Origin of the sequence: Paenibacillus sp. ov031, assembly GCF_900143165.1 — a bacterium.
Taxonomy (GTDB): domain Bacteria; phylum Bacillota; class Bacilli; order Paenibacillales; family Paenibacillaceae; genus Paenibacillus; species Paenibacillus marchantiae.
Genome location: NZ_FRDO01000001.1, coordinates 1695927 through 1719490, shown reverse-complemented (window position 1 = coordinate 1719490; position 23564 = coordinate 1695927). Strand labels below are relative to the sequence as shown.

Below are 23564 nucleotides of genomic sequence, written 5' to 3'. Positions count from 1 at the left end.
AGACGGAATTCCAAAGAAGAGGTAGAGATGATGAATACATTAAAATGGCTTCAGAACGGGTATTATGAAAACTGTAATGGAGATTGGGAACATTCATATGGTGTGAAAATTGATACAGTGGATAATCCCGGTTGGTCTATTGAAATCAATTTGGCGGAAACTTATTTAGAGGATACGCCATTTGATTCGATAGAAGAAGAGAGAACTGATGAAGATTGGTTCTACTGTATTGTGAGGGATGGAGTATTTCATGGTGCAGGCGGAGCAACGAATCTAGAAGAGATACTGATTCACTTTAAAAATTGGGCTTCAAGCATAGAAAGATGATAATTACGGAAGTTATCGATGTGTTCTATCGCGCTGCCCTAATCTTGTTTTAGGACACTAGTGCCAAATAAAAAAACAATAACATTACTGATTTGATGATTATTTAATAAAGTTTCGACTGCATTACACCTATACGACTTCAACTGGAAAAATTAAACTGACCCCTCCGCTATTTTTAGCGAGAGAGGCCCGTTACTTGTCAATTGCAGTACTTATATGTTGTGCATGCCATCCAAAACAGCGATCAAGATGAAGAGTCGTTACTAGGCGATCTGTCAATTTTTTTGGTTCGTTCCGCCAGTTCAGTTATTGACTTAATATCTTGATCAGTTAATAGATCTAGAAAATACTTGCGTATTGCCTTTGAGACTATGGGAAGGGCTTCATCCAAGGCTGACTTTCCGACGGGAGTAATAATGACTTGCACACCGCGATCTGTGTCCAGTGGTTTCCTCAGAACTAGACCTCGTTTTTCCATACGCGTTAGATGATGAGATAGTCGGCTCTTATCCCAGTCCATCGAGTCAGCTAATTCCTGTTGGCGAAGTTTTCCATCCCCAAATTGGACTAAACGATCTAATACTCCAAAATCACCTTCTGATAGTCCTGTATATTCAGACATTTCTTTTACAACGTGGCCAAAGACTCGTTTAAAGGAGCCTTTCCATGTATTCCATAGTCGCATTTCGTCGTCGTTTAGTTCATTAATATCCATGCCAATATAATACCATTGTTGACACGTCAACCACAAGATGGTACAGTTTGTTTTGTTAGTTGACATATCAACCAAGGGAATTGAATTTGTCTTTAGGTTGATATGTCAACCTATGAAAATTATAAAGTTCTGCAAAGGATGTAAAGGAAGGAGTGAAAAATGCATAAACCTGTCGCCTTGGTCACTGGGGCAAACAAAGGAATCGGGCTTTAAATAGCGAAAGTTCTCGCGTCACAAGGCTTTGCGGTACTCATCGGCTCGCGCAATCTCGAAAAAGGGGATGCAGCAGAGAAAAGTATCGGTGAAGATGCTCGTGCTCTACAGCTCGACGTCACGAATCAGGATTTCATCTCAGCTGCTTCAGCACGTATTCGCAGCGAACTCGGCTCTCTTGACGTGCTTGTTAACAACGCGGGTATATCATCCGCAGGTCTGCCAGGTAGGCCACTGGAGGAAGTTGGAAGGTCCGCTCCCCAAGCATCGCGTCTCTCGACGAGATACGCACAGTTTTCGAAACGAATGTGTTCGATGTAATTGCTGTCACGCAAGCGATCCTGCCACTTCTGATTGAAGCAGCAGCGGAACGTATTGTTAACGTGTCAAGCGGCTCGAGTTGGTTGACTTCATCCCAACGGATCTTAACAATTTTGTGACTCAACAGAAGATCTACAGATAATATAAGGCGTAACGCCTACAAATATAAGGAGTGTGTTATTAAATGGAATATGTGAAACTGGGACAAAGCGGTTTGGATGTTTCGAAGTTAAGTCTTGGAACCATGAGCTTCGGCGTACCTGAACGCGGCAATACCCCATGGTCATTGGATGAAGAGGACAGCAGAGCGATCATTAAAGAAGCAGTCGAAATGGGCATTAATTTTTTTAGTACTGCTAATATGTATTCGGATGGAACAAGTGAAGAATTTCTTGGACGTGCATTAAAGGATTTCGCCCGTCGTGATGAAACCGTCATTGCTACAAAGGTATTTGTTCCGATGCGCAAAGGTCCGAATGCAATGGGACTTTCTCGTAAAGCCATCATGACCGAAATTGATAACAGTCTAAAACGGCTTGGAACGGACTACGTCGATTTGTACCAGATCCATCGGTGGGATCCTAATACACCAATCGAGGAGACAATGGAGGCTCTTCACGATTTAGTTAAGGCGGGAAAGGTTAGATATATCGGAGCATCCTCCATGTTGGCATGGCAATTTGCGAAAGCGCAGCATGTCGCGGAGCGCAATGGCTGGACACGTTTTGTTTCCATGGAAAATAGACTCAACTTGCTTTATCGGGAAGAAGAAAGAGAAATGCTCCCCCTTTGCAAAGATGAGGGCGTTGGCATCACTCCTTACCTGCCTTTGGCGGCAGGCCGGTTAACCCGGGACTGGAATGAGCAGACCTCGCGATCCGAGAACGACCAAATAGCAAAAGCGTTGTTTATAAAAACGGAAGAAGCTGATCGCAAAGTTGCTGAAAGAGTAGCAGAAGTTGCCGCTAACCGAGGGATTCCGCGCGCACAAGTTGCTCTTGCATGGTTGCTGCAAAAGGAAGAGGTCACAGCACCAATAATCGGTTCGACCAAAATCAGCCATCTTGAAGATGCGGTTTCAGCGTTATCGGTTAAATTAACGTCTGAAGAAATTACCCGTTTAGAAGAACTTTATATACCACATGCATTAGTATAAATTGGACACATATCCTTTATTATGATACCGTTCTGTATCGATATCCTCACCAACAACATCGATTCTATAAGCTAAAACTTTTGTAATAAACTCTTCTTGGATGCGATCCTTGAAGAGTTTATTCGCTTTTTCGATGTGACAAGCAGTTGAAGACATTTGGGAGCCGATTAAAAAAACGGTAAACCTGGTTTCAGGCATACCTTATAGGCAAAATGGCGGGGAACTTTCTGGAATAACCCCTAATCTATTGAACATGGATTGAATGATCGTTAGCGCAAAAAATACGGTTAACAATTAACACGAGGTCAGCTGTATTAGAGAGGGTTTTTCCATTTTGCGGAGGATAAGAAGTGAAAAGGGTTGTACCTCTCGGGCATAGAAGGCACGCAATTACTGAGTGCCTTTATTTATGATTGGGTATCAATCTAATTTATGCCCGAAAAAAAAGAGTACATAAATAATTTTACTAATTAACATTTTTACTTTTCACATAATTTATTTTTTTGACTAGAACAGCACCTCAGTTGATTTACAGTTCCAGTATATTATTATCGAGACCGTAAATGTTCGCGGCGTAAAGTCCGTTTTGCCGACCACAGCCTCCAACCCGTAAGTACTGCAGCTACTAAGCATATTGAAGCGGAGGTCATGAAAACCACGTGCATGCCCGATAGAAAAAGATCGGGGCGGCCCGGCACAAGTCCTGTGACCCTATGACCAGCTAAGTTACTCATAACACCAAATAGGGTGGTAGTAGCAACCGTAATTCCCACGACCATGCCCATATTGCGGACAAGTGAGTTAATACTCCCTGCAATTCCGAGCTGGGTTTTGGGCACTTTCGACATTACCAACGAGTTGTTCGGTGATTGAAACAAACCGCTGCCGAGACCGAGCATACCAATCCAACTCCCAACCAGAATGATAGAGCTGCCGCTATGAAGTCGTGCAAGTCCGACTTGAGCGATAACCATCACAATGAGTCCTGCAAAAGTGAGCAGCTCGGAACCAATTTTGTCCGATAGTGCGCCACTGAGTGGAGCTACGATTACCATGACAATCGGAAACAGCATTAGCAGGAGCCCAGCATGGGAGGGTGTAAGATTCAAAATACTTTGCGTATAGAACGGTGCGATGATGTTAAAACAAAAGTTGGCCACAAATACCAGAAAGCCGCATAAAATGCTTAAGCTGAACAGCGGATTTTTAAACAGAGTTAGCTTTAGCATGGGTTCTGGTTTACGAATCTCAACGAAAAGGAAAATAACAAAAACAATGGCGGAGATGATTAATGCAGCGACGATACGCATATCTCCATAACCGACCTGCTGCCCGAGCAGTAGACCTGAAAATAAAGCTATGATAAATAGAGGGAATAGCAACCCCCCGGCCTTATCGATACGGACCTTCAGTTTGGTACGATCAGCAGGAAGTACCTTCCACCCAATCGCAATCGCGATCAGCCCAACCGGTATATTCACCAAAAATATATACTCCCAACCCAGTCCGGATACGATAAAACCGCCCAGGCTCGGTCCAGCTATACTGCCAAGGGAGACAAATGTCCCGATCAACCCCAATGCTTTTCCACGTTCTGTTGTTGGGAAGATGTCTGTAATGATGCCCTGGCTGTTGGCCATCGTCATCGCTGCGCCCAGGGCTTGGAGTAGTCGTGAACCCAGGAGAAGAGGCAGGCTGAAGCTGAACCCACACAGAAGGGAACCAAGCGTGAAAATAATCATACCCCATTTGAACACTTTAATTTTACCAACAATGTCTCCAAGCTTACCGAAAAAGAGGATCGCTGCACAAATGGTCATCAGGTAAGCGGTGACTATCCATTCCGCTTCAGCGACTGTCAGATCCATCCGCTTCGCGATAACGGGCAGAGCAATATTAACGATGCTGCCGTCGAGCGTCGACATAAATGTAAATAAATTCAGGACTATCAGGATGATCCAACGCCTTTTCTGGATAACTGGGTCATCTTGATAAGTAATGAAACGATTCTCGTCTTCCAGTTTCAGTTTCACTAAATAATCACTCCTTACTATCGTCAAAAACAATTAGTTGCATTAGCAACTAATTTGGTTTTGATTATACTTTAAGTTAGTTGCGTACGCAACTTGCATGAGGTAGAATTTTTGGATACAAAAGATTTTAAGGAGGTACTGGGTTGAAGAAACCTTCGATTGGCAAAATGTTGTCCTACGTTCATCGTATTAACCAAAAAGAATTGGCTGGTATATTAAAACCATTTGATATCGGCGGGGGCGGGCACCACAGTTATCTTAAGGCGATCTTGTCGAATCCCGGGCTCAACCAGGACCAGCTCACAAATGAAGTGAAGTTCGATAAAGCGACTACGACCCGTTGCGTCAAGCAGCTAGAGGAGGCTGGATACGTTTACCGTTCGGTGGATGCTCGCGATCGTCGTTCATACCTGCTTTATCCAACGCAAAAAGCGAAAGATTTCGAACCTGTGCTGAAACGGATTTTGGATGAGTTCAGCCTTCAGATGACGAATTGTTTGTCCGAAAGCGATAAACAGCAGTTTGCGGACCTGCTGAAAAAAATTTACGACAGCAAACAGGGCTAGATTATCAAGTTCATAGCAACTGACGCGGATATTGCCGGAAAAGAATGGATCATAACCACGACCGGGTATCTGGGAATTGCCCGAGTGATCGGTATCATTATCCCGGCTCTGTCAGTCGTAGCCACGATTTGCCTGATCGTACTGCTTGTCGGCATGTTTCCGGCCTGATTGAACGGGTTTGTAAAAAAGCTGGGTTCGATCCGTTATACCCAGATTGGGTTTGTGGGTATATTAACTGCAATAGAGATAGCCCAAAATCCGCCCACACTAAATCCTAAAATAACTATGCTTGAGCTGAGCTTATGGCGAGAAGTTAATATTAATGTTGAAAGTATTCCTCGATTTCAATAAAAATATTTTATTTTCAGTATCGTACTTAACGTGAAATTCAAACACAACAAATAAATGTTCAAGTATGCTAAATTCTCCGTCTCTTTAATTCCCTTTACATAGCAGCAGTTGATTCAGCTACATTGTTTTTCTTTGTCAGCGGCTTTTTCCTCAGTGTTCGATCATATAAATAAGGTTTTCCGTGATATTCCCATGCATTCTTTTGCTTCTCCTTTTTATGTATATCAACTTTTATCTCCAAATTAGCAACATGACTCTGGAATTCAGAAGCAATTCGTTTACACCATTTTAGCCCACTTTCTTCAGAGGCACTAAAATGAACGCGTAAAAGAAATCCGTTAACCGTTAATTCAAACTTATATAAATTCATATTATGTATCCTTTCTAAGTAGAAATATAATCCAGAACAAAAACACTATAATTACATCATAACAGGAACGTACGTTCTGTTAAAGCGGTATTTATATTAGCTGTCAATTGTTAGGAATAGGAGCATCGTTATTTCTCATACTCATAGCCACAATGCAGAAGTCCAATCGCTTATTGACTTTCCTTGTTCTTTATTACCGGGTACTCGAGCATGTCCGACTTTTGTAGCGGCTGGGAAGATTAGGGTTGGTGAAAGAAGAGAACGGTCAGGGGGCAGGTTAGTAAAAAAATGGCTGATTTCTCCAAATGACGTTAGAATGGTTATAAGCCAATATTAGAGGAGGAAATCCATGCTTGATATTAATCGAATTATAGAGCTTATTCCCCATAGATATCCCTGGTATTGATAATTGTCGGTTCAAAAAGCAAGTAAAACCAGGGGATCAACTCCATCTGGAATTCGAAGTGACCCGAGCCAAGGGACAGATTGTCAAAGGAATAGGCATCGCAAAGGTAAACAATGAATTGGTTTGTGAAGCAGAAATAATGTTTGCATTTAATTCTATTGAGGCATTCAACTAACGGGCTGGTTAGCGCAAAGATATAATAAAATGAAGTTTAAAGATATTTAAAAGCAAGGTGGGATGTATGATGATAATTCGCTTGGCCACGTTGGAGGATGTGCCTCAGCTTGTTCAAATGCGTTGGGACTTCTCGGAAGAGGAAAGTGTGGATACTGCGGTCACATTTGAGGAATTTAACCAGGTTTGTAGTGAGTTCTTGGTGAAAGCTATCAAAAGTGGAGATTGGTATATTTGGATTGCAGAGATTAGTGGAAGTCTTGTCTCACATATGTATATGCAATTAATACATAAAGTTCCGAGGCCAGGGAAATCACCAGATCCTTATTACGGTTACGTTACGAATGTTTATACTCGCCCTGCTTTCAGGAATCTAGGTATCGGCTCAGAAATTCATAAAGCTATGGAAAAATGGTCAAAAGAAAATGAGGTTGAGTTTCTTATACTTTGGCCAAGTAGTGAGAGTGTAAAGTTTTATTCAAAAAATGGTTTTTCTCGATGTGAAGAAGCCATGGAAAAGCACTGGGATTGAGCAGTAGGTAAGAAAAATGAATAACAGCTGATCAAAAGATATAGAGACTCCCTGACTGATTTTATGGAGGTGTAAGTATGGGATATAAAATTTCGTTCATTGAATTTTCCCGAAAACATTGACATGTGCACACGAATGCATATAATGAATTCAGGGGGTATGGCAATGGGATTAAATCTTGATCCAAATAAATGTAAAAAGCTGATAGAAGACAATATTGATATTGAGTTTTTTCGAGCGGTACTTGATCCAGTGCGGAGTGAGTTGTTAATTTTTCTTTCTGCAAATGGTGAAATGACAATCGGTGGTATTGCAGAATATTTTCCACAGAATCGTTCAGTTATTTCTCGGCACCTTGACTTCATGAGTCGTTTTGGTATCGTTCAAAGGAGAAAAGAAGGGCGAGAAGTTTATTACAAAACGAATAACAATTTCATTGTAGATAAATTTGAACAAACAGCTAACAATATGAAAGCACTCATGAATTTGCAATAATGCAGTGCTTTTTATATTAATATATATATGCATTTGTACACACGTATACACGATAAAGAGGTTTATTTTAATTCAATCAAAGATGCATGATCTGGATTATCGGAATATGAAGTGAACTTGCAGGGTACTTTTATAACTTTTCCTCTGTTGATATTCAGATAACGGCTAACAATATGAAAGCACTCATGGATTCGAAATAATGTAGTGCTCTTCATTTTAATATATATATGCATTTGTACGCACGTATACATGAGAGGAGTTTTAATTTTGACACAATCAAAAAGAAAATGGTGGGTTCTAGCCACGGTAAGTTTAACCGTATTTATGGCCATGTTAGACATTACAATTGTCAATGTTGCATTACCAGATATACAACAAGCTTTTTCATCGAGTTTTTCAAATCTCCAATGGGTGTTGAATGCCTATACTTTAGTTTATGCGGCAATGTTGTTGCCAGTTTCAAAATTAGGCGACATTATCGGACGTAAAAAAGTCTTTTTATTAGGATTGGGTATTTTTATGATTGGCTCTTTAGCCAGTGGATTGGCAAACAGTGATATTTGGTTAAACATCTTCCGTGGATTTCAAGGAATTGGTGGCGCAGCTATGATGTCATTATCATTAACGATAGTTACTTCTTCATTTCCTGAAAATCAAAGAGGACTTGCACTAGGTATTTGGAGTAGTGCCGTTGGGCTTGCTATTGCCGGTGGTCCTTTGGTCGGTGGAGCATTAGTCGATGCTTTTGGTTGGAGATCTATTTTTCTTGTTAACATTCCAGTTGCGATTGTAGCAATTATATTAGGAATGTTTGTGATTAAAGAAAGTGAAACAAACAAAAATGGACGAATTGATATTTGGGGACTGATTTTCAGCACAGCGATGATTTTTACGATGATTTTAGCCTTAATTCAAAAGTCAGTGAATGGAGATTACGCATGGACTGATTGGCACATTTTAAGTCTACTTGGATTATCACTTATTTTACTTATAGCTTTTATCATTACCGAAAAAAAAGTAGAACAGCCGATGATTGAAATATCTATTTTTAGAAATTGGACATTTAATGGGGCTAATATCGCAGCTTTTGTATTAGGTGCTGGACTATACGGAGGCTTTACCTATTTAACCATTCTTATGCAAAATTACATGGATTACTCGGCTTTTGATACAGGTGCAAAAATGTTACTCATTAGTGGTTTTACGATAGTTCTTGGTCCAATTGCAGGAATTATCTCGGGGAAAATTGGTAACCGTTGGTTAGTTAGTGGAGCACTATTGATCGGTGCAATCGGAATATTTGTTATGCGTTATATGATCAAAGCTCCGTTTGAGTGGAGCTATCTGATGCCTGGTTTTATTCTTTTAGGTATTAGCAATGCTCTAGTTAATCCACCTATTACTAATGCTGCTATGAGTTCAGTTGATAAAGAGTATGTAGGTATGGCTTCTGGTATTTTAAATGTTTTTAGACAAGTGGGTATCTCCTTTGGTGTTGTAATGCTTGGAATTAAATTAACGGAAGGTTATAACGCTTCATTGAACACAAGTATCATGAATTTAGCCAATATTCCTACCGAGTTTAGAAATCAAATGCTGGATGTTTTCCATAAAGCTGGAGCTTTTGGGGGTTCACAAGTTTTTGATAGCAAGCAAGCTGAAGCATTTAAAGCTATGCCAGCTTTTGATGAAATGAAGTCACTCGTGTTTAATGCTTTTAATTCAGGTATGCAAAATGTAACACTATTGATTGGTATTTTCTTAATAATTGGTACATTCGCGAGTGCAATTTTGATTAAAAACAAAAAGAATACACAGAACGGGAATTAATCTTCCTTCGCGAGACTCGCAATGGAAATGATGAATCCTTAGTTTTACTTTATTAAGAGGGAGATTAGAAATGAGAACAATACTGAAGTTTAGATGGCTGGTAATTGCGGTTTGGCTGATTGCAACGGTGGGACTGATCGTTACCGCACCGGGGATGCAGGATCTGGTACGAACAAAGGGGCAGATTAATGTTCCAGATGGGTACTCCTCGACCGTAGCCCGCGAATTAGAAAAAACCATTGGAGAGAACGACAGCTCTGGCACCAGCAGCGGAATGCCAACTGTGCTTGTGTTCCATAAGGATGGAGGGTTGTCAGCTGAAGACCTTGCAGAGGTGAAGGGCGGTATCAACAAGCTTAAGAGCGATGGGAAATCGATCGGCGTGTTGTCGGTCACGACCCACTTTGATACCAAAGGGCTGGCAGAGCAGATGGTATCAAAGGATGGCAACACCATCATTGCCCTCGTGAATGTCGAGGCCGGCGACCGTGAGATCTCTGAGCTTCGCAATGGCCTATACGAGGCGATCTCGGACGTAAAAGTGGAGCATTATTATACGGGTAACTGGCTGATTTCCGAGGACGTTCTCCAAAGCTCGCAAGATGGACTTAAGAAAACAGAATTCATTACACTTGGTTTTATTCTAGTTATTTTGTTCGTAGTATTCCGTTCGGCCATCGCACCGTTCGTGCCGCTTGTAGCGGTAGGATTTACTTATTTAATTTCGCAGTCCATTATTGCTTTTCTGGTCGAATACTTCGACTTCCCGTTGTCTAATTTTACGCAGATCTTTTTGGTCGCCGTATTGTTCGGTATAGGAACCGATTATTGCATTCTGCTCATCAGCCGCTTCAAGGAAGAGCTTAACCATAATGGCGGTGATACGACGGAAGCGATCGTCAATACGTACCGTACAGCAGGAAAAACCGTATTGTTTTCCGGATTAGCTGTATTGGTCGGTTTTTCGGCTATTGGCTTCTCTACGTTTATGCTTTATCGTTCGGCGGTTGCCGTTGCGGTCGGCGTAGCTATTTTGCTCATCGCATTATTTACGATTGTACCGTTCTTTATGGCGCTGCTCGGAAGCAAGCTGTTTTGGCCGGCAAAAGGTTCTTTGGAGCATAAGCCAAGCAAGCTATGGGGAGCGGTCGGCAAATTTTCCTTGAAACGTCCATTATGGGCGCTCATTATATTAGCTGTCATTATTGTCCCGTTCTTAACAGCTTATAAAGGCACGATCTCTTTTAATTCGTTAGACGAGATTGGCGATAAATACGATTCGGTTAAAGCTTTTAACATCATATCAGACAGCTTCGGCCCTGGGGATTCACTGCCAACAACTGTAATTGTCAAAACCGATAAGCCGCTGGATACACCTGAGGGGCTTGCTACGTTGGAGCAAGTAAGCCGAGAACTGGCAAATACGCAAGGCGTAAAAGCCGTGCGCAGCGCTACTCGCCCCACAGGCGAGGTTATGGAGCAATTTCTTGTCTCCGATCAAGTGGTGTCTTTGGAGGATGGTCTTGGCCAAAGCGGCGAAGGCTTAGGTAAAATTGGGGATGGGCTGTCAGAAGCAAGCAGCGCCTTGAATGAAAATGCACCAAAATTAAATGAGGCAGTAGATGGCGCCGGGCAGCTCGTTGTAGGTACCAATAAGCTGAAGGATGGCATTGTGCAGCTTGGTGATGGCTTGAAACGGATCCAGCAAGGCTTGAAGGACGGCACGGTTGGTGCGGGCCAGCTTAGCAAGGGCCTGAAGCAAGCGCAGGCTAGTGCCGAGCAGTTGGCTGGCGCAAGCAAGCAGCTGCAGGCCAGCTATGATATGCTGGGCGGAGGTCTTGGAACATTGACAGGTGCTTACACTGCCATTGCATCGGACCAAGCGAAGCTTGCGAGTGGTTTGTCAGGGGTCGAGCAAGGGCTTTCAGATCTTCAAGAGAGCTACCCAGAGCTGCAAAACGATGCAAATTACAAACAAGCACTAAGCACACTGGCTCAACTGCAAGTGGGAGCTTCAAGCATTAGCGGCCAATTGAAACAGCTGAACGAGCAGCTTGCCGGCATTTCATCTGGCATGACGCAGGCCAATGTAGGCTTCTTACAGGCAGTAGAAGGACAGTCGTCACTGGCTGCGGGTCTTGGCAAGCTGGCAGCTGGACTGTCCGAGCTGCAAAAAGGGATTGCGCAGGCCGCTACAGGCCAAGGACAAATCGTCTCTCAGCTACCAAGCGTAACACAAGGATTTAACGAGCTGACCGATGGCCAGAAAGAGTTGCAAGCGGGCTTTGCTTCACTTAATACTCAGCTTGGCGGGCTTACAACCGGCCTTGATCAGAGTGTAGATGGCTTGACTGAGGTAAAAGATGGGCTCGCTTCGGCAGGAGGCTACCTGAATGGCCTTGCCGGATCGCCGAATAAACAAATGACGGGCTGGTACATCCCGGAAGAAGCCATTGCGAACGAGGAATTCCAAACGGCGCTTGATGTGTATATGTCGGAGGATCGTCAAACAGTTAAGTTCGATGTTGTATTTGGCAGCAACCCCTACTCCCAAGAAACAATGGCGCAAATCGACGGTCTTGAAGCGGCTGTAAATCGCGCAATTCAAGGCTCTGCATATAGCGGCGCGCAGGTGGCGAGTGGCGGTATAACGAGCATGAACAACGATTTGAGCAACATATCGAAACAAGATTATTCGCGTACAGTTATTTTGATGTTGATCGGAATATCGATTATTTTAATCATTTTGTTCCGATCGATCGTCATGCCATTGTATATGATAGCCTCACTGCTGATTACCTTTTATTCCTCGATGGCGATTGCTGAGGTCATATTTGTACGGCTGTTAGGCCAATCGGGCATCAGCTGGGCGGTTCCTTTCTTCGGCTTCGTCATGCTGGTAGCACTCGGCATCGATTATAGTATCTTCCTGATGGATCGGTTCAAGGAGTACCGCCATCTCTCGCCGCAGGAAGCTATTCTTGAAGCGATGAAAAACATGGGAACAGTCATTATGTCTGCAGCGGTTATTCTGGGCGGTACGTTTGCGGCTATGCTCCCTTCTGGCGTAATGTCACTCCTGCAAATTGCAACAATTGTGCTTTGTGGACTGTTTATATACGCTTTGCTCATGCTGCCGCTATTCATTCCCGTTATGGTCCGTACGTTCGGACCAGCGAACTGGTGGCCTTTCATGGGCCGCAGGACGAATGAGGAGCAAGAGACTCGTGCACGCGACGGGCATCAACTGAAGGAGCAGCATGTCTCCCATGATTCCATGCACTAAATAATAGAAAAGGATTGTCTGTTTGCTTAGAGATATTCTTAGAACTTCAAAAAAAATTCTCTATTGAGTAAACCTAAATTAAATAGATCGGTAGGTAGATTAATTTGGAACATAATATGATCATAATTGCTCAAGGTTTAGCCGAAGAACTACAACGTGGAAAGATCCGTCATTTAGAGCAAGGGTATATGACGGATGCTGAACGTGGGTGGTCTGGTGCGGATGTACGTCGTATAGAGGTTACTTATGAAAATGGTCAAAAGGAGAGCGTAATATTTAAAGAAGCTGCCCTAAAAGAACGCATGGCAATGAAAACGTTAACTGACCAGGGCCATCAGAACACACCCGCCACTTTTTCACTAGATCTAGAAACAGATGAGCCTAGATGGATGGCGATAGAAGATTTGGGTAGTGTTAAATCTCCTCCACCTGGCGTAGAGTGGTCGCCAAGAGTTGCGGAGGCATTAGCCAGAATCCATGCCCTTAATATGCATAGAGGTTCGGAGATGCTGTGGCTCCCCCATGCTGACCGTCATTATTGGGAAAATTATTTAGTTACACAAGTGTCTGTGGACCATTTTCAAACGCTTATAGAGCAGAACCCCGAATTTTACAGGGAATTTGGCGCGTATCTGCCATTACTACGTGAAAAAGCAAACGCTTTTGCACGTGATATGGTGGCTTTGTATGATGAGAAGGAAAGCCTAACTCTTACGCATGGAGATTTGCAATCCGTAGACGGTTCCCACATCCATTATTACAATGGAAAACCCTATTTTATTGACTTCGGGTGGTGTTATTATGCACCCTTTTATATTGATCTGGCTAGTTATTTTAACCTTGAGGATGCCAAAATTTATTACAAGGAATTAATTGCAAACGGTATATCACTTAGCTATGATGATTTTTATGAAAGATTGAGGGCAGCATTTCGTTACTCTGGGTTGATATACTTATATCCCAGTATTAGACAATGGTCTCTCGGGCCTACTGAACTAACGGGTAAACGTCTGCTTCATATGTTGAAGATTATACTTACAGGCGAGTTTCCAGAGCGTAGGATTGATTACTCTAGCAAGCTTTTCTCAAAGCTGCTCAATGAACATAAGAACGGTACACTTCATAAGCTCAATTAAATTGTCTCATCATGAGATGCGATTTAGCAGTACGTTTGCGTCCCAACAAGCGGGGAAGCTACGGCACTCTATTCAAGATGAAACTGGACCCGTCCGGAGAAGTGAATAAAAGCTTTTACCAAAATCGAGCTTGAGCCGGGCGGAAACGCAGAATCGTCTTCGAGCTTGAAGAGAGAGAGACTTCTCATTTTTTTTCACATCACTTCGTATGGTTATGGTTAGTATACTGATTCCCTCGTTTCACTGTGTCCTTCATCTTTCTTTTTGCGACAAGTATAGACAAAAACAGGAGGGAAGCTGAGGGGCACAAATTTAATTCTCTCAATATCGAATAAATCAGCCAATCGTTTCTTCATATGAAGTGAGTACTGGTACAACACTAACATCCCTCCAGGTCGAAGCGCTGTATGCATCTGTGAAAGGATGTTTTGTTTCATTTCTCTGGAAAAATTAAAAAATGGTAGTCCGCAAATGATACTATCCAACTGATGCACATGTTCATGATTGATCCTTTTCAAAAGATAGGATGCATTCGAATGGAACATGAATTCAGGATATGTTTTCTTCAGATTACTCCTCATTTTGGGGTCTCTCTCAAATAAAAACACGATTGAAGATTTCGGTAATTTGGCTCTCATAAGACGTGTGATAACACCTGTTCCTGGCCCCAGTTCTGCAATGGTTTTAACTTCTTCCCATTGTACAGACTGGACGATTTTATGGGCTAGAAATTTGGAACTGGGCAGGACACTTCCTACTCGTTTGGGGTTCTTTAAGAATCCTTGCAGGAAAAGAAACGGTTCGGATGTTTTCAATGCGGGTATCCTCCATTGTTGAATTCAATAATGTTTCACTTGATGTTGGCAGGCAAGCTTAACTGGAACGTAAATACGTTATGCGTATGTTGAAGCGTTAAGGTACCCTGATGTAACTCCGCAATATTTCTTGCAATCGAAAGACCCAAACCAGACCCCGTTTGAATACCTTCGCTGCTTCTTGAATAATCAACCTTATAAAATCGATCAAACAGCTTACTTTTTTGCTCTATTGTGAGCGGCTCACCTTTATTTTCGACTTTAATGATAATGTACTCATGACGCATACTCATTCGAATATGAATCGCACCAGGTTTCACAGAATACTTCAGGGCGTTCATAAGAAGATTATCGATGGCCCGAGCAATCTTATCACTATCCACGCAGGCCATGATTGGGGAATCGCCAATCTCTTTCTCAATATGAATTCCATTCTCCTGAGCTAAAGGTTCAAATTCAAACAGCAACTGGTCCAATAGCTGATATAGGTCAACCTTTTTCAAATCCAATTGGGTATCTACTGAGGTTAGACGTGTGTATTCAAATAAGTCATCGAGCAGCTTCTTTAAATGCGTTGCTTTGTTATAGGTGTTCTGGATGAAGCGGTCATACTCTGCTTTGTCTTGAAATGATTCTGTTCTTAGAAGCTCAATGTAGCCGATGATGCTGGTAAGCGGTGTGCGCAGGTCATGTGAGATCCCCGTGATCATGTCCATCTTGGATTTCTCCAGCTCGCGCTCCTTAACCATCTGCAGCTGCAACTGTTCAGTCATGTGATTAATGTTGGAAGCGACTCGCCCAAGTTCATCTTGTCGATTAACGGGCACCCGGTAGTCCAGATTTCCTTCTGAAATGAATTGCAATCCTTGCTCCAATGTAATGAGATCTCGTACAATTTTTCGTGTGGAAAATAAAAAAATTAACGTGAAAATTACGATGAAGATTGGTGTTAGAACATAAGGAAAAATGTAGAGAAGTGATGGCCATTCAAATCTTTCACTAATTTTTGCGGCTCCTATGATCAACATATTATTTACACCCACAGAGCCAACAAACGAAATTAATAAACTGATCAACATTCGATATAGGATGTTAATCTGTATCTTTTTTTTAAACTGTGGCAATCGTCTAATCAAGTTTATAACCCACTCCCCATACCGTTTTAATATACTGAGGTTCTCGTGGATTCACTTCCAGTTTCTCTCGCAGATTGCGAATATGGACCATAACCGTATTATCCGAATACCCGTAAGGTTCTTTCCATACAGTTTCGTAGATCTTTTCGGAGCTAAATACTTGTCCAGGATGGCTTGCAAGCAGCACCAGAATGGAAAACTCCAGTGGAGTTAGTGGAATGTCATTCTCCTTTAACTTCACGGAATGTTTACTTGTATCAATGACAAGGTCCTTGATCAGGATAAGTGAATTGAATTCTGCTTTGCCAATCAGTGTTTGGCGTCGTAGCTGAGCCTTAACGCGAGCTAGTAATTCTAACGGATTAAACGGTTTGACCATGTAATCGTCAGCCCCGGTAGTCAGGCCTGTAATTTTATCTATGTCCTCTTCTTTGGCGGATAGCATAATAATGGGAGAGGTTGATACTTCTCTTATTTTGAAGCAGGCTTTGATTCCGTCCATAATGGGCATCATGACATCCAGTATAACGAGCTGGACCGATGTAGTTTTGATAATATTTAGTGCTTCTTCACCATTGGCGGCTTCAATGACCTGATATCCTTCGTTACGTAAATAGACATGAATGACATCACGGATGTCGGGTTCATCATCAACAATGAGAACGGTACTCACAATCCAACACTCCTTTTAGACTGTTTTAAATAAAATTTTAAATCCTTATAAAGAGGATAATATCAGTGTAAACCATAGCCTGAGTTGTTTAAATTGTTTCCTTTTTGCGACAGACATAAACGAAGGCAGGAGGGACATTCAAGGGCACTAATTCTATCTTTTCGATGATAAACTTTTCGGATAGTGTTTTTTTCATTTGAAGTGAATATTGAAAGGCGATAAATAACCCCTCGGGTTTGAGCGCCTTATGGATCTGGTCTACCAACGTATTCCTTAATTCAGATTCAAAGTTGAAGAAAGGCAACCCGCTAAATACACAGTCCAGTTGCTCAACGCCCTCTTGCTTCATGGATTCCACTAATCGAGAGGCATCTGGATAACAGGGGAATGAAGGGTATTCAGTCTTCAGATTATTCCTCATCGTCTCGTTCATCTCAAACAATAACACTTGGGTCGAATCTTGTGCCTGTTGATGAATATAACGAGTGATGGCACCTGTGCCCGATCCGAGTTCGGCGACTGCTTTTACGTCAAGCCAAGGCGCTTGGTTCACCATTTTGTTAGCGAGAAACCGGGAACTGGGTATGATGCTGCCAACATGTTTTGGGCTTTGAAGAAAGCTTTTCAGAAATAAAATAGGTTCATTGGAATTCATGTTTATGGTTCCTCCGTATATGTGATGGTAATTTATCAAAATCGATCAAAATTTTAATAAATGAAGCATTGATAGAATGGGAGCGCCGAAGTAGATTCCCGCTGTAAAATACGTTATGGTCCAAAGCAAAGCACTGGAATATGAAATGAGAGCAAATTTCCGATATTGAACGCCGCTCAGTCCAATGACCAGAGGGAGAACATATCGCACGATTGGAATGAATAAACCGATGCACATCGCCCAATTGCCACTCTTATTCAGAATCAGTTCAGCCTTAACGAAGTGTTTATTATGTTGAAATTTGTGTTTTATCTTGGGCCCAAATAACTTCCCTGCAAAATAAGCAAAGGTAATGGCGGTTAATAGTCCTGTTAAAATGCAGAAGTATGTGATACATGAGCTGATAACACCCGTGTGACTCAAAATAGCACCACTGATAATCGTGATCTCATTCGGAATTGGAATGCCAAATGGCCCTAATGAGAAGGCAAAATAAAAAATCAGATATCCATACTGATGTAGTAGCTCTAAGATCGTATTACTGATCATTGTTTTGCCTCCTCTCTTGTCGATATAGAAATCATAATGAAAAAAACTAAGGAATTAATAAGCATAATTCTGAAGAAAATCTAAAGATTACATAATCAAAGCGATACAACTACGGTACGTTCAAGACAAAAAAGCCTTGCCAACTTACTGGCAAGACTTGATAAGGTGGATATATTCAGGAGTGGTGATCAAATGAGCCGGGCATACCGGAATAAAAGCGAGCTCAGATTGATTATCAATGTTGAGGATAACGCAACGAACAAAAGTTGCCTGCGTCTAATAGCTAGTTGGAAAAATATGAGAGGAGTGGAATGAGAAAGATGACAGCATTATTTTCACATAAGCCCGAAGGTTACGAATGTCCATTTTGTCGTGTTTGGGGTATCGAGCGACCTAACCAGGGGACAAAACAAAGGAATATCATCTATCAGAATGAAAAGGTAACGGCTTTTATAGCGAGCAAATGGTGGCCAAACAATAAAGGACATGTTCTTGTTGTTCCGAATCAACATTTCGAGAACATCTTTGACCTCCCTGCGGATTACGCTGTTGAAATTCACCGCGCGGCGCAGCTTACAGCATTTGCAATGAAAAGTACATATGGATGTAAAGGGATTTCTACGCGCCAACATAATGAGCCTGCTGGCAATCAAGACGTGTGGCATTATCATCTCCATGTTTACCCTAGATATGTGAATGATCAACTTTATCTGTCAAAGGGTTCTCCATCCGATCCAGATGAACGCGATTTCTATGCTGATAAGTTGCGTTCTTGGATAAAGAAAAACATTTAAGATCTAGGATAGGATGATAACTCTAGTGGGAAATGAATCTAAGATTACGTGGGCCCTACAAGAGAAAAATAAGGTTGTTTCAGTAAGCTAACAGGAAACGACATCTCAATAAAACTAATGAGCAGTCTGCAGTTCTGCAGGCTGCTCATTTGATAAAAAAAGAAACGATGTATGACTTCGCTCCTGGAGAGGGGCTAGGCATAAATCGTTATAATGGGGGATTACTCCAGCCTACATATGCTACTCTAGAACGTATTTGGCAATGGTTTCACTCATGTGGATATAGAATGTATTTGCATCGTGAAAACGAACATCGGCTTGGTGAAAAAGTGCGTCATCGATTACAAAAGAGTTTTTTATTTTTAGTGTATTAGAGTCCAGAATATAGTAGGCGGCTTTCTTAGGCTCCGGTTTAGATGAATCATACCAAGCTTGTGTTTTGTCGACGGCTCCGAAGACAATGCTCTGATCATTTAGTCGTTGTAACAGTCCTTGTGCAGGTAAATCAGTAAACGTCTTGGTCGCAATCAATTGATTGTTAGTATTGTACAGACTAAGCTTATTTTTCTCTTGAATCAGAAAGTTATTTCCTAAGGATACGTAAAAAGAATCGTACATATTATGCGCATACGTTGTACCGAAAACGGCATCCTGTGCTGGCTTAGGCAATGGTCTGATCCATTTTTGTTCCCCGTTAGGCTTGTAGCCGTGCAAGGTTTCCACTTCCATCTTTGCATCGTAAATGGGAACAATCACAGTTCCGCCACTTAGAACTTCAAAGTCAGCATGCACAATATTGACGTGATCCTGCGGTTGGACAGCGGAAATAATCTTCTTTCCTGTAGGAATGGAGTAAATATCAATTGTCGTCGTGTTTCTCGGAGCATCAGAATTTAACAATCCGACGTAGTTCCCCTGAATATGTCGTACGTGGCCAGGAAACTCCCTTTTGATAAGCGGCTTGCCTTCCTTTGTATAAAGAGTAATCACACTGGTGTCTTTTGTGAAAGTAACCACGGCTATGCGCCCATCTTCTAGGACATTGAATTGAAAGTGCTCTTTGAATGTTTTGACCCAGCGTGGCTTGTTATTTGAATCCAGAGAGATCAACTGGTATACCTTCTTGTTACCGGAATTTACCTCATCGAAGTAGTAGACGTCACCGCTCTGATCTATTTCAAACGAATTGTAGAGCATAGGCGATTTATGAATCCACTTCTGTTTTCCAGTTTTGTCGTCTATCGCTAATAAGGAGTGTACGGATTTAGTTTTGCCGGTAGAGCGATCTGACTGATACAAGAATGTATATGCAGTTTGAGAGTTAGTCTGTTCTGACACGATAGGGTAGACGATATTTCCTGTGAAATAATAGTTCTTACTATGTATTTGGGTTGTCGTATCGGTAGGTACGTCATAGGTCCACTCTGGCTTTGGAAGTTGCTTGTAATCAGAAGCGAGAGTGGGGACAGGGGCTAAGGAAATAGTAAGGAACGCTGTTAGAGTAGTGATTAGAAATGTACGTTTGGTGATCCTTTTCATGATATGAGGTCCTCCTAGTCACGATGTAATAGCTGATATTCTTCTGAAAATTGGATGATCTTGTCTGGTTTATAGCTTCTCGCCACATCAATGGGAGATTTACCTCTTAAATCAGTGACATGGATATCTGCTCCGCGATCTATTAAGTACATCTAAATATCTACTGGTTCTTTGCATGGAACCACCTGTTTGGAATAGTTCCATAATACAGCTAAAATCTTAAGCGAAAACTATAAACCCTACAATGTTTTTTTACATCCCTCCTTACTTTTGGTAAAATTAACCTTTAAATTATAACATATAACATATAATGTACATGCTTCCCAATCCGAAACAAAAAGTGGTGATGATTTAAAAGAGGAGGGCAATGCAAAATGGAATTCAAATTTGGGGACGTTTCTATTCTTCTCCCCCCTTTATACATTACAATTGTCGGAATCATTATTTTTTTCTTTTTAGTAAGGTGGAGCAAGCAATTAGAAACAAGATGTTTTACAGTTTTCTTTTACTTTTTGATCAGTACTTCCATTATTCCAATTTTTTCTCGTTATACAACAGAAGGTGTCTTTCAGCTGTGGATTCCCTTAGGATTTATAGTGATCTTTCTGTACTTGTTTCGCAGCAAAAGATATCATCCATCTAAAATGAAAGCGAGTATTTTAGGACTTTCCGTAGCAATATACCAGTTAATTCTTCAATACTTCGGATAGATTTTGATAGATCTCCTCCACTATTCAGGCTCAAAAAAGCAATTTTGTAGCAATAATTCATACATTTTAATGGGATGGAGCGGTTGATTGCATGATTTCCGAATTGTGTATAAGTATATTGAAGAGAAAAAGGCATGGACTATCCTGTGTATGCTTGTCGCAGGACAAGAGCATTATTACATTCAAAGCCGCTAATTATAGCGGCTTTTTTTGATTTAAGTAACTAAGTTCCTATCCAAAGATGAGCACAGTTACAAGGTAGAATTACAAAATTGTAAGGTGAATGTAAGTGGAATCGATAGCTAAGGCCATCCTGGCAGGATAATATTGGAACAAACGAAAATAGAAAATTTTTAAAAGGAGAATCGAGATGAGGCTGTTTGAACTGTTGCTTTTATTGTCAAACATCGGCTTGTTTGCATTAACATTGTTATTAAAAAAAGGACGGCCCAGAATTCTGCTATTCGTTGCAAGCGGGATCGCCACTCTTTTATTGGTCATTCATTGGACGGTGGAAGGATACAGAGTTCAGCTATTTTTCTCATATTGCATAACGATCTTTTTTTTAGCCATTTCAGGTTATAGCTATTTTAGAAAAAACGGCCCCAAAAAAATCCCGCGATTCATGTTGGGTTCAGCTTATACCGCTATAGCGGTAATGCTGGTCGTAACAGCGGGTCTCATGTATGCTTTTCCAGTATTTAATCTACCTAAACCTACAGGCGAATTTAAGGTAGGAACGCAAACTTTTCATCTCGTGGATACTAATAGGGAAGAGATTTTCGACGAAGCCAGAGAGGGTAAGAGAGAGTTGATGGTTCAGGTATGGTATCCGGTTAAAGTTGGCACCAGCAAGTACGCTCCCTTTATTCCCGATACTCCAATTTTACGTTATATGGCCGCGAACTATGGCCTTCCTGAGTTTACTCTTCAGCACTTGAAGTACGTATCCAGTCATGCTTATTCGGGGGCCGAAGTCTCCTCGGCACAGACTTCATATCCGCTGATCCTTGCAAATCCCGGCTTTGGCTCGTCCAGGTTCCTCCATACGTCGCAAGCTGAGAATCTCGCGAGTCACGGATATATCGTGGCAGTGATCGATCACACCTACAATACAGTTGCAACCGAGTTTCCGGACGGTCGAATCACGACCAGCACAACCAACGACTTATTCTCTCCCGAAGATGATTACCGAACGGGAAGAGAAAATCGCGACAAGTTGGGAAAAGTGTTAACCGCCGATGTGGCGTTTACGCTGGACCAATTCGAGCTCATCCAATCGGGACAGATTCCAAGTCCTTTAAAAGGGAGGATTGATCTCGGTCATGTCGGGGTGTTCGGTCATTCCATCGGCGGAGCGACAGCCTACGACGCTTCTTACGATCCACGAATCACGGTCGGAATAGACTTGGATGGAGGGCTGTATCGACTGCGTGACAGCGATGATCTGCGAAAGCCGTTTTTGTTCATCAACTCTGAAAGCTATTTCGAAGAATTAAACAGGGTGATAAATAATCGGGTCTACACTGATGCAGAGCTTAACCGGATGGGATCAACAAGAGAGTGGATGGATCAAGTAACGGAAGATAAAAAGTTGGAGCTTGAACGGATGCGCGAAACGGTTGACGAAGGAGGACAAATCCTCTATATCGAAAATACAGAGCATTTGAATTTTACCGATGTACAGTTCATTTCTCCGGTTTTCAATATGCTGGGCATTACAGGAAAGATTGTGCCAGAAAGAGCGAACTCCGTTATCAATGCCTATATGCTGGATTTCTTCGATATGTATTTGAAGAATCAAGGCGGAATCTTAATGAAAGGACCGGACAGCCGTTTTCCGGAGGTGAAGTTCGTAACCTCGCTATTATAAATTACAAACAGGCTACCGATTTTGATATGCTATTACGTACAACTCTTCTTCTATGACCCAAAGTTTGCGATATAACCCCCATTAAGGCAGCAACGTTCACCAGAAAATGATTAGGGTAGGTGGCAACCATGTTTCGTGAGTTTTCACATGAAGATAGGGTCATATTTGAAGTAAAAGCCGAAGATTATAATTATGAGCAAATCATACAGGCAATCGACTACATCTGCCCAGATGAATATAGTGAAGCAGAAATTACGAGCTACTATGAATGTTTAAATTTTACGAAAGACCAAATTGAAGTTAATTTTAGTCATGTATTTGGAAGTCCAGAGCTATATCAATTTGAATTGTTTCCATATGGCTCTCATTCAGTAGAAAATTTGAGTCAATTAAGAGTGTGGTTACAAGTAATGGAGCAATATTTAAAACAATTAAAGTGATTAAAACCAACGTATGATGTGGTATTCATAAGGCTAACAACGTTGACCAAAAATAGAAGGATCATTTAGACAGACGATGATTTAAGGGAAGTGTCGAGAGACAAGAACATGATTCCATTGGAAGTCGCTATATAGCGGCTTTTTGTTATGGCTTAAGCCAATTGAGTGCGTGAAACGAACTAAACAAAAAATCTCCCTGATCGGCAAAACCTCAGCCCCCCTTAGTAAAATGATTATATCGGCGAGTCAAATAAATTTAAGTTGATATAAATTTTTTCTTCTTGCCAGCAAAAGAATTGAAACATATTAAACCGGAGCGTGGAATTGTTTAATTGATGATCCGAATGGAACAGTATATTTGTAATAAATCCGTATTGACATGAAGAATGTATTGCTAAATTGATATTTTAATGTAAAATGATTCGCAAATAGATAAGTTTAACTTCAGCAAGACTTCTTTTATTTACAA

22 protein-coding genes and 1 pseudogene are annotated in these 23564 nt (G+C 41.6%); 14 read left to right on the top strand and 9 right to left on the bottom strand.

Going from position 1 to position 23564, the window contains the following annotated elements; all coding sequences use genetic code 11:
- The first annotated feature begins 27 nt into the window (after nucleotides 1-27).
- On the top strand, nucleotides 28-327 hold the full coding sequence (locus BUA17_RS07305; protein WP_244552090.1) for an immunity 53 family protein: 300 nt from the start codon (nucleotides 28-30) through the stop codon (nucleotides 325-327).
- Nucleotides 328-571: 244 nt separating this feature from the next.
- On the opposite strand, the gene BUA17_RS07300 is transcribed toward BUA17_RS07305, so the two are convergent.
- On the bottom strand, nucleotides 572-1042 hold the full coding sequence (locus tag BUA17_RS07300) for a MarR family winged helix-turn-helix transcriptional regulator (RefSeq protein ID WP_063563732.1): 471 nt from the start codon (nucleotides 1040-1042) through the stop codon (nucleotides 572-574).
- A 213-nt stretch (nucleotides 1043-1255) separates the two neighbouring features.
- Between BUA17_RS07300 and BUA17_RS30585 the strand changes: the two genes are divergently transcribed.
- From BUA17_RS30585 to BUA17_RS07285, 3 genes are all read left to right on the top strand, one after another.
- On the top strand, nucleotides 1256-1576 hold the full coding sequence (locus BUA17_RS30585) for an SDR family NAD(P)-dependent oxidoreductase (protein WP_348537067.1): 321 nt from the start codon (nucleotides 1256-1258) through the stop codon (nucleotides 1574-1576).
- Nucleotides 1564-1695, top strand: coding sequence for a hypothetical protein (locus tag BUA17_RS31820; protein WP_256336254.1), 132 nt, complete (start codon nucleotides 1564-1566; stop codon nucleotides 1693-1695). Before BUA17_RS30585 ends, BUA17_RS31820 begins: the two co-directional genes overlap by 13 nt.
- A 65-nt stretch (nucleotides 1696-1760) precedes the next feature.
- Nucleotides 1761-2732: an aldo/keto reductase gene (locus tag BUA17_RS07285; protein WP_064637728.1), complete on the top strand. Its 972-nt coding sequence runs from the start codon at nucleotides 1761-1763 to the stop codon at nucleotides 2730-2732.
- A gap of 548 nt (nucleotides 2733-3280) precedes the next feature.
- On the opposite strand, the gene BUA17_RS07280 is transcribed toward BUA17_RS07285, so the two are convergent.
- The gene (locus tag BUA17_RS07280) at nucleotides 3281-4765 is read right to left on the bottom strand and encodes an MFS transporter (RefSeq protein WP_275078607.1); all 1485 of its coding nucleotides are present in this window, start codon (nucleotides 4763-4765) and stop codon (nucleotides 3281-3283) included.
- A 143-nt stretch (nucleotides 4766-4908) separates the two neighbouring features.
- Here BUA17_RS07280 and BUA17_RS07275 point away from each other — a divergent pair, with 143 nt between their 5' ends.
- On the top strand, nucleotides 4909-5331 hold the full coding sequence (locus BUA17_RS07275) for a MarR family winged helix-turn-helix transcriptional regulator (protein WP_063563734.1): 423 nt from the start codon (nucleotides 4909-4911) through the stop codon (nucleotides 5329-5331).
- Nucleotides 5332-5776: 445 nt separating this feature from the next.
- On the opposite strand, the gene BUA17_RS07270 is transcribed toward BUA17_RS07275, so the two are convergent.
- Nucleotides 5777-6052, bottom strand: coding sequence for a hypothetical protein (locus tag BUA17_RS07270; RefSeq protein WP_063563735.1), 276 nt, complete (start codon nucleotides 6050-6052; stop codon nucleotides 5777-5779).
- 398 nt (nucleotides 6053-6450) lie between these two features.
- On the opposite strand from BUA17_RS07270, the pseudogene BUA17_RS07265 reads away from it, so the two are divergent.
- The 6 genes and pseudogenes from BUA17_RS07265 to BUA17_RS07240 form a co-directional block, all read left to right on the top strand.
- A pseudogene (locus BUA17_RS07265) lies at nucleotides 6451-6633 on the top strand (3-hydroxyacyl-[acyl-carrier-protein] dehydratase FabZ); the annotation flags it as partial.
- Nucleotides 6634-6699: 66 nt separating this feature from the next.
- Nucleotides 6700-7164 carry a GNAT family N-acetyltransferase gene (locus BUA17_RS07260; RefSeq protein ID WP_083584609.1) on the top strand — a complete coding sequence of 155 codons (465 nt, stop codon included), beginning with the start codon at nucleotides 6700-6702 and terminating at the stop codon, nucleotides 7162-7164.
- Between the two features lie 165 nt (nucleotides 7165-7329).
- Nucleotides 7330-7659, top strand: a complete 330-nt coding sequence (locus BUA17_RS07255) for an ArsR/SmtB family transcription factor (protein ID WP_064637734.1) — start codon at nucleotides 7330-7332, stop codon at nucleotides 7657-7659.
- Nucleotides 7660-7926: 267 nt separating this feature from the next.
- Entirely contained in the window at nucleotides 7927-9489 is a 1563-nt protein-coding gene (locus BUA17_RS07250; protein WP_083584608.1) for an MFS transporter, read from the top strand.
- A 70-nt stretch (nucleotides 9490-9559) separates the two neighbouring features.
- Nucleotides 9560-12775, top strand: coding sequence for an MMPL family transporter (locus tag BUA17_RS07245; protein ID WP_072733082.1), 3216 nt, complete (start codon nucleotides 9560-9562; stop codon nucleotides 12773-12775).
- A gap of 104 nt (nucleotides 12776-12879) precedes the next feature.
- Nucleotides 12880-13911, top strand: coding sequence for a phosphotransferase (locus BUA17_RS07240; protein ID WP_072733081.1), 1032 nt, complete (start codon nucleotides 12880-12882; stop codon nucleotides 13909-13911).
- Nucleotides 13912-14129: 218 nt separating this feature from the next.
- Here the strand turns inward: BUA17_RS07240 and BUA17_RS07235 are convergent, their stop codons facing one another.
- The 5 genes from BUA17_RS07235 to BUA17_RS07215 all read right to left on the bottom strand — a co-directional run bounded on the left by BUA17_RS07235 (nucleotide 14130) and on the right by BUA17_RS07215 (nucleotide 17739).
- Nucleotides 14130-14726 (bottom strand): class I SAM-dependent methyltransferase, encoded by a 597-nt coding sequence (locus tag BUA17_RS07235; protein WP_072733079.1) that lies wholly within the window; start codon nucleotides 14724-14726, stop codon nucleotides 14130-14132.
- Between the two features lie 35 nt (nucleotides 14727-14761).
- Nucleotides 14762-15868 carry a sensor histidine kinase gene (locus BUA17_RS07230; protein ID WP_072733077.1) on the bottom strand — a complete coding sequence of 369 codons (1107 nt, stop codon included), beginning with the start codon at nucleotides 15866-15868 and terminating at the stop codon, nucleotides 14762-14764.
- Complete coding sequence (locus tag BUA17_RS07225; protein WP_079693707.1) at nucleotides 15855-16535, bottom strand: response regulator transcription factor; 681 nt, start codon at nucleotides 16533-16535, stop codon at nucleotides 15855-15857. Before BUA17_RS07225 ends, BUA17_RS07230 begins: the two co-directional genes overlap by 14 nt.
- 88 nt (nucleotides 16536-16623) lie before the next feature.
- Entirely contained in the window at nucleotides 16624-17190 is a 567-nt protein-coding gene (locus BUA17_RS07220; protein ID WP_072733075.1) for a class I SAM-dependent methyltransferase, read from the bottom strand.
- Nucleotides 17191-17235: 45 nt separating this feature from the next.
- Nucleotides 17236-17739: a DedA family protein gene (locus tag BUA17_RS07215; RefSeq protein ID WP_063563743.1), complete on the bottom strand. Its 504-nt coding sequence runs from the start codon at nucleotides 17737-17739 to the stop codon at nucleotides 17236-17238.
- 320 nt (nucleotides 17740-18059) lie between these two features.
- Here BUA17_RS07215 and BUA17_RS07210 point away from each other — a divergent pair, with 320 nt between their 5' ends.
- Nucleotides 18060-18533, top strand: a complete 474-nt coding sequence (locus BUA17_RS07210; protein WP_072733517.1) for an HIT family protein — start codon at nucleotides 18060-18062, stop codon at nucleotides 18531-18533.
- A gap of 240 nt (nucleotides 18534-18773) precedes the next feature.
- Here the strand turns inward: BUA17_RS07210 and BUA17_RS07205 are convergent, their stop codons facing one another.
- Complete coding sequence (locus tag BUA17_RS07205) at nucleotides 18774-20072, bottom strand: hypothetical protein (protein ID WP_063563745.1); 1299 nt, start codon at nucleotides 20070-20072, stop codon at nucleotides 18774-18776.
- 1080 nt (nucleotides 20073-21152) lie between these two features.
- Here BUA17_RS07205 and BUA17_RS07195 point away from each other — a divergent pair.
- Both BUA17_RS07195 and BUA17_RS07190 read left to right on the top strand, forming a co-directional pair.
- Nucleotides 21153-22655, top strand: coding sequence for an alpha/beta hydrolase family protein (locus BUA17_RS07195; RefSeq protein ID WP_072733072.1), 1503 nt, complete (start codon nucleotides 21153-21155; stop codon nucleotides 22653-22655).
- 128 nt (nucleotides 22656-22783) lie between these two features.
- Nucleotides 22784-23095, top strand: coding sequence for a hypothetical protein (locus BUA17_RS07190; protein ID WP_063563748.1), 312 nt, complete (start codon nucleotides 22784-22786; stop codon nucleotides 23093-23095).
- The last annotated feature ends 469 nt before the right edge of the window (nucleotides 23096-23564 follow it).